We start from the raw sequence: 6,664 nt of genomic DNA, 5'->3' as shown, positions 1-6,664 counted from the left end.
GGCGATGAGCGCCCCGGTCGTGTTCGCGACCGAGGCTCCCGGAGCGAACGCACGCCGGGGGTCCTGCGCGCCGCGCGGTCGCTGCGGGGGCACGGGCGGCACCGACGTCGGTCCGGCCGAGGGGCCCGGCGCGGGCTGCTGCCAGCCCGCGCCGTAGTACCCGCGGTCCTGCGTCCGGGGGTCCCCCGCGTCGGTCACGGTCAGTTCCCCACGATCACGGTGCCGTCCTCGGGCGCGTCGCCCTCGGTGGTCGCCGGGGCGCTGATGCTCGGGGAGGACACGCGACGGGAGCGCGAGCGGCCCTGACCGGGCTGCTTCGGCTCCGGGAGCGCGTTGAGGACCGAGTCCAGCAGCGACTCCGTGTCGCCGCGCACCGGGCGGGGTTCGCGCTTGGTGACGGCGACCGGGATGTCCAGGATCGCGACCGTGTTCTCGGTCGGGGTCACCGGTGCGCTCGAGCTGACGCGTCGGCGGACCGGAGCGGACGCGGCCGGCTCGGTCGATGCGGCGGCGGCGGGAGCGGAGGCAGCCTCAGTGGTCTCCGGAGCACGGTCGGTGGCGTTCGACGACGAGGGCTCGGCCGACTTCGACTTCGACTCCGAATCCGACTCCGACTCCGACTCCGACGACGAGGACTCCGCCGACGTGGTCTGCGGCTCACCGCCCCCGCGGCTCCCACGACGACGACGACGCTTCGACCCGCCGGACGACTCCGACGACGACTCCGAGCCGTCGCGGGGCGCGGCCGACGCGGCCGGGGCCTCGGGCGCGGACTCCGGCGCCGCCGGGCTCGCGACACCGGTGACGGCGACGCCGGTCACCCCGGCGGCCTCGGCAGCGGCGTGCTCCTCGTGCGGGATGGTCGACGCCGCGATGCGCGAGAGCGCGTTCTTGACGTCGTCGGTGATCTGGTGCGTCTGGGAACCGTTGCCGTTCGAGCCGCCGTTGCCCGANGACGAACAGCCGCCAGTGCCGTTTGCGTTCGCCCCGCCGTTGCCCGTGCCCGTTCGACCCGCCGTTGCCACCGCGGCTTCTTCCGACGGTTCTTCGAGGGGCCCCGGTTCGCCGTTGTTGTCGTTGACCTTCGCGTGACCCTCGTCGAGCGACTCGCGGAGCCCGACGCCGATCTTCTTGCGGGTCATCTGCACGAGGCCGAGCGAGGTGACCTCGGCGACCTGGTGCTTCGTGCGGTCGCGGCTCAGGCACTCCACGAGTCGGCGCAGCACGAGGTCGCGGTTCGACTCGAGCACCATGTCGATGAAGTCGACGACGATGATCCCGCCGATGTCGCGCAGCCGGAGCTGACGGACGATCTCCTCGGCGGCCTCGAGGTTGTTCTTCGTGACGGTCTCCTCGAGGTTGCCGCCGGACCCGACGAACTTCCCCGTGTTGACGTCGACGACCGTCATGGCCTCGGTGCGGTCGATCACGAGCGAACCACCGGAGGGCAGCCAGACCTTGCGGTCGAGCGCCTTCTCGATCTGCTCGTTGAGGCGGTACTCCTCGAACGAGTCCGGGCCGTCGTAGATCTCGACGCGGTCCCTGAGGTCGGGCGCGACGGCGTCGAGGTAGTCCTCGATCGTGCCGCGGGCGGCCTCGCCGTCGATGATGAGCTTGGTGAAGTCCTCGTTGAAGACGTCGCGCACGATCTTGATGAGCAGGTCGGGCTCCGAGTGGAGCATGACCGGCGCGTGCCCGTTCGCGACCTTCTTCTGGATCGCCTCCCACTGGCTCGTGAGGCGCTGGACGTCACGGGTCAGCTGCTCTTCGGTCGCACCTTCGGCCGCCGTGCGGACGATGACGCCGGCGTGCTCGGGGAGGACCTCCTTGAGGATCTTCTTCAGGCGAGCGCGCTCGGTGTCCGGGAGCTTGCGGGAGATGCCGTTCATCGAGCCGTTCGGCACGTACACGAGGTAGCGGCCGGGCAGCGAGACCTGCGAGGTGAGGCGGGCACCCTTGTGGCCGACCGGGTCCTTCGTGACCTGCACGAGCACCTTGTCGCCGGGCTTCAGCGCCGACTCGATGCGGCGGCCGTGGCTGGTGTCGACGGAGTTCCAGTCGACCTCGCCCGCGTACAGCACGGCGTTCCGACCGCGACCGATGTCGACGAAGGCGGCCTCCATCGACGGGAGGACGTTCTGCACCTTGCCGAGGTAGACGTTGCCGATGAGCGACACGTTGTGCGACTTGGTGACGTAGTGCTCGGCGAGGACGCCGTCCTCGAGCACGCCGATCTCGATCTTCTGCGAACTCGATCGGACGATCATCTGGCGGTCGACGCTCTCGCGGCGGGCCAGGAACTCGTCCTCGGTGATGACCTGACGACGACGGCCGGCGTCACGCCCGTCGCGTCGGCGCTGCTTCTTCGCCTCGAGTCGGGTCGAGCCCTTGATGCGCTGCGGCTCGGTGATGAGCTCCGGCTCCCGCTCGCGCTCACGCTCACGACGGCGCGGCTCGGGCTGCTCGGCGGCACCGCCGAAGGAGCTGCCGCGACGACGGGTGCGTCGGCGCGTGCCGACCGACTCGTCGTCGTCGTGGTCGTCCTGCGCGGACCGCGGCGCACGGGCCGGAGGCAGCTCCGGCAGGACCGGCGCGTGGAAGATCAGGCTGAGCGTGCTGGTCGCCTTCGGGACGAACGGCTCGTCCGCGGGCTCGGTCGGACTGGAGGCGCTGCTCGCCTCCGTCACGTCCGTCGCCTCCGCTGCGGGCGCCGCCACCGTCTCGGTCGCCTGGTCCTCGGTGGCGATGAGCGGGAGGTCGCCGGTCAGGGTGCTGACGTCGTGCGGGGCGTCGCCGCCCGCCGTCGCCTCGACGGCGACCGACACGGCCGGTGCCGCGTCGTCGGTCAGCGCGACCGTCTCGGTGCCGACCTCGACCGTGGCGTCCGCCGCCGGAGCGTCCGCGACCGGCGCGTGCGCGTCGGTCTCGGAGCCGGCCGTCTGCTCGGCGGGAGCCGACTGGTCGGCGTCACCCCGTGCCTCCAGGTCGGCCGACCGGGCGCGACGGCCGCCGAACAGGCGACTCCGGCGCTTCGGGGTCTCGTCGTTCTTCGTGTTGTCGTTGTTGTTCTGCTCCACCATGGAACTGGTGCACTCCTCGGCCCCGCTCGCGCCCTGTCGGACGGCGGGAATTCTCGTGTTGCGGGTGGCGTCGACGTCCCCGCGCTCGTTGTCGTTCGCGACCGGCCCGCGGCAACTTGTGGTGCGTCCGCGTCCGTTCGTCCCCGGGCACCCGGCCCGGGCTCGCGGAGCGTCGGAGTGACGCGTGATCCGGTCGCGGCACGCTCTCACCGTGCCTGTTTCGTCCGGGCTGGGCCCGGAAAGCTCACGCCGCGTGACCGTGTCCGGTCGTGCGACCCCACCATCATCGCATGCCACTCCCGGAAACGACCGGATCACGCGTGCGATGATGACGGCGTGAGCACGCCGCGAACCCTGCCCCGCCGTCCGATCGCCATGGGGATCTTCCTGCTCGTGACCGGGATCGTGGCCCTCTACGCCTCGTTCCGGCTCGTGCTCGACGAGTTCGCGAAGTACGAGAACCCGAAGACCGCGCTGTCGTGCGACGTCAACGTGTTCGTGAACTGCTCGGACGTGATGACGAGCGCCCAGGGGCACCTCCTCGGCTTCCCGAACCCCCTGATCGGCATGATGGGCTTCGTCGCACCGATCGCCGTGGGCGTCCTGCTGCTCGCGGGCTTCCGGAACGGGTCGCGCTGGTTCTGGATCACGTTCAACGCCGGGGTGTTCCTGGCGTGGGTCTTCGTGACGTGGCTCTTCACGCAGACCGTGTGGTTCATCGGAGCCCTCTGCCCGTGGTGCATGCTCGTCTGGGCGATGACGATCCCGATGTTCTGGGTGTTCACGATCTGGAACCTCGCGCAGGGTCGCTTCGGGGCCGGGGCGCAGCGCGTCGGCAAGACCCTCCTGCCGTTCTGCTGGGCGTTCCCGCTCGCGAACTACCTCGTGATCGCCGTGTCGATCATCATCGTCTTCCCGCGCATCTTCCAGAGCTTCTGAGGTCGTCGCTCGGCTGCTGACGCCGTTCGCAGTGGAGCCGCTGTGATCCGCCGATGACGCGTCACCGAATTCCTGGTGCCTTCCCAGGCAGGACGCCCGTCACGGACACGGAGGGCACCTACGCTCGGAGTCGATGAGTGACAACCAGGGCAAGAAGGCACGGCGGGACGAGGCGCGTGAGCGTGCCCGGGTCGCGCGTGAGAAGGAGAAGGCGCGCCGCCGCCGCAACCGCACGCTGACGATCAGCGGCATCATCGTGGGCGGCCTCGCGGTCGTCAGCGCGATCGTGCTCATCGTCGCGAATTCGGTGCAACCCGCGGGTCCGGGGCCGGCGAACATGGCGAGCGACGGCATCCTGCTGCACGGCGTCGACGGGAAGATCGAGCCCGTCGCGACGAAGGCGATCCCCGAGGGCGGCCAGCCGACGCCGACGAAGCAGGACGACTCGGTGGCGAACATCACCGTGTACTCGGACTACATGTGCCCGTACTGCAACCAGTTCGAGACCGCGCAGATGTCGCAGATCCAGCAGTGGGTCAAGGACGGCTCGGCGACGCTCGAGTTGCACCCGTTCAACCTGCTCGACCGGGTGTCCCAGGGCTCGAAGTACTCCACGCGGTCCGCCGCCGCAGCCGCCTGCGTGGCGAACTACGACCCGGACGCCTTCCTCGCCTACAACACCTCGTTGTACGAGAACCAGCCGTCCGAGAACACCACGGGGCTGTCGAACGACAAACTCGCCTCGCTCGCGGCGGCCGCCGGCGCCACGAACGAGAAGGTCGCGTCCTGCATCACCGACCAGCGGTTCGCCGGATGGGTGGGCGACGCCACGAACCGGGTGCTCAACGACAAGCTCCCGAACTCGTCGCTCGACAAGCTGACCGGTACCCCGACGGTGATCGTGAACGGCAAGCAGTACGACGGCTCGCTCACGGACACCAACGCGTTCTCGGCGTTCGTCCTGCAGAACGGCGGCAAGGCGTGACCACCCGCTGACGAGCCCTGACCGGACGGTCCGACGGCCCCGGATCAGACCGGAGAGCGTGCGCCAGTCGTGCTCCCCGTCGGACAGCCGTTGCCACGTGAGCGTTCGGTTCGCACGGTGGCAGATCCGGTGCACGATCACCGGGCTTCGCGAACCGGAACTGCCATTGGTCATCTCGAGGCTCCGCGCCGGCGGGCCGACGGGACCGGGTGCCCGCCCCGCCCCGACGGGACCAGAGCCTCGCGCCGGCGGGGCCCGGGCGCCGGACGCCGGATGCCGGGCGCCGGATGCCGGATGCCGGGCGCCGCACGCCGGATGCCGGGCGCCGCACGCGCCGGGTGCCGCACGTCCAGCACGACGACGCCCCCGCTCCTGACCGGAGCGGGGGCGTCGTGCGTGCCGGGAGTGTTACTTCGCGGCCGCGTCGATCGTGGTGATCACGTCCGTCAGGTTGTCGACCTTCTTGCCGTCCACGACGACGGTCGGCGTGCCGAAGCCGCTGGCGCCCTGGAGCGCCGGGTCGCTGACCACCGTGTCCGTGGACTTCGTGACCCAGCCCTTGAACTGCTCGGTCGACAGGCACTCGGACACCTTCGAGCTCGTCGCCCCGCCCTTCTTGACGAGGTCGGCGATCTGGGCGTTCGTGAGTCCCGACGTTCCCTCTTCGGGCTGGTTGTCGTAGAACTGCGTCTGCACGTCGAGGAACTTGTCCGGCTGGTAGTTCGCGACGCACATCGCCGCGTTCGCCGCCCGGCTGGCGTACCGGCTGTTCCGGTAGTTGCGGTCGAGGATCGAGACCGGCTGGACCGCCAGGGTCACGTCACCCGACTTCACCTTGTCGAGGATCTGGTCGGCGTACGCGGCCTCGAACTGCTTGCAGATCGGGCACGCCCAGTCGATGTACTCGGTCACCTGGACCGTGCTGTCCGGTCCGGTGGTGGGGATCGGGGTGGCGGTCCCGTTCGCGCTCACGGCACCGGTCTCCACCGGGGTGATCTTGCCGTCCTTGCCCGTGAACTGGATCGCACCGGTGGCCATGTTCGCCGGGCCGGTCGCCGAGACCGTGTTCGCGTTGTTCACGTTGACCACGACGATCGCGACGATGGCCGCGACCGCGATGATGCCCAGACCGATGCCGCCCTGCAGGAACCACTTGTTCCGGCGCTTGCGGCGGCGTTCGGCCTCCGCTCGCTGCCGGGCGACGTCACGCGCATGGGCGCGCCGCTCGTTCTTGCTCGGTCGGTCGTTGTTCGTCATGCCGTTCGCTCCTGCGGTCGCGCGCGTCGGTCGTCGCTCACGCGAACCAGAGGCCGAGCTCGCGGGCCGCGGACTCCGTGGAGTCCGAGCCGTGCACGAGGTTCTGCTGGACCTTCAGGCCCCAGTCACGACCGAGGTCACCGCGGATCGTGCCGGGCGCGGCGGACGTCGGGTCCGTCGTGCCGGCGAGCGAGCGGAACCCGGCGATGACGCCGTTGCCGGCGACGCGCACGGCGACGACCGGGCCGGACTGCATGAACTCCACGAGCGGCTCGAAGAACGGCTTGCCCTGGTGCTCCTCGTAGTGCGCGTCGAGCAGGTCGCGCGGCGCGGTCAGCATCTTCAGGTCGACGATCTCGTAGCCCTTGGCCTCGATCCGACGGAGGATCTCGCCGGGAGCTGC

Annotated in this window: 6 protein-coding genes; 2 read left to right on the top strand and 4 right to left on the bottom strand. The window is 70.3% G+C overall.

Annotation, left to right across the window (positions count from 1 at the left end; genetic code table 11):
* Together I59_RS23110 and I59_RS02100 are read right to left on the bottom strand one after the other, a co-directional pair.
* A partial coding sequence (locus I59_RS23110) for a hypothetical protein (RefSeq protein ID WP_031272479.1) occupies positions 1 to 198 on the bottom strand: 198 nt, incomplete at its 3' end.
* Positions 199 to 200: 2 nt separating this feature from the next.
* Positions 201 to 3,080: an Rne/Rng family ribonuclease gene (locus I59_RS02100; RefSeq protein WP_022902460.1), complete on the bottom strand. Its 2,880-nt coding sequence runs from the start codon at positions 3,078 to 3,080 to the stop codon at positions 201 to 203.
* Positions 3,081 to 3,416: 336 nt separating this feature from the next.
* On the opposite strand from I59_RS02100, the gene I59_RS02095 reads away from it, so the two are divergent.
* Positions 3,417 to 4,019 (top strand): vitamin K epoxide reductase family protein, encoded by a 603-nt coding sequence (locus I59_RS02095; protein ID WP_022902459.1) that lies wholly within the window; start codon positions 3,417 to 3,419, stop codon positions 4,017 to 4,019.
* Positions 4,020 to 4,152: 133 nt separating this feature from the next.
* Entirely contained in the window at positions 4,153 to 5,004 is an 852-nt protein-coding gene (locus I59_RS02090; RefSeq protein WP_022902458.1) for a thioredoxin domain-containing protein, read from the top strand.
* A gap of 408 nt (positions 5,005 to 5,412) precedes the next feature.
* Here I59_RS02090 and I59_RS02085 read toward each other — a convergent pair whose 3' ends face one another.
* Together I59_RS02085 and I59_RS02080 are read right to left on the bottom strand one after the other, a co-directional pair.
* On the bottom strand, positions 5,413 to 6,261 hold the full coding sequence (locus I59_RS02085; RefSeq protein WP_022902457.1) for a thioredoxin domain-containing protein: 849 nt from the start codon (positions 6,259 to 6,261) through the stop codon (positions 5,413 to 5,415).
* A gap of 37 nt (positions 6,262 to 6,298) precedes the next feature.
* A partial coding sequence (locus I59_RS02080; RefSeq protein ID WP_022902456.1) for a nucleoside-diphosphate kinase occupies positions 6,299 to 6,664 on the bottom strand: 366 nt, incomplete at its 5' end.

The organism is Curtobacterium sp. B8, assembly GCF_000333315.1.
GTDB classification, from domain to species: domain Bacteria; phylum Actinomycetota; class Actinomycetes; order Actinomycetales; family Microbacteriaceae; genus Curtobacterium; species Curtobacterium luteum.
This window is presented reverse-complemented; position numbering and strand designations above follow the sequence as displayed.

Bases quoted from the DNA above. Each gene is read 5' to 3' on its own strand.
- I59_RS02090 (WP_022902458.1), top strand. From the start codon at position 4,153: ATGAGTGACAACCAGGGCAAGAAGGCACGGCGGGACGAGGCGCGTGAG.
- I59_RS02085 (WP_022902457.1), bottom strand. From the start codon at position 6,261: ATGACGAACAACGACCGACCGAGCAAGAACGAGCGGCGCGCCCATGCG.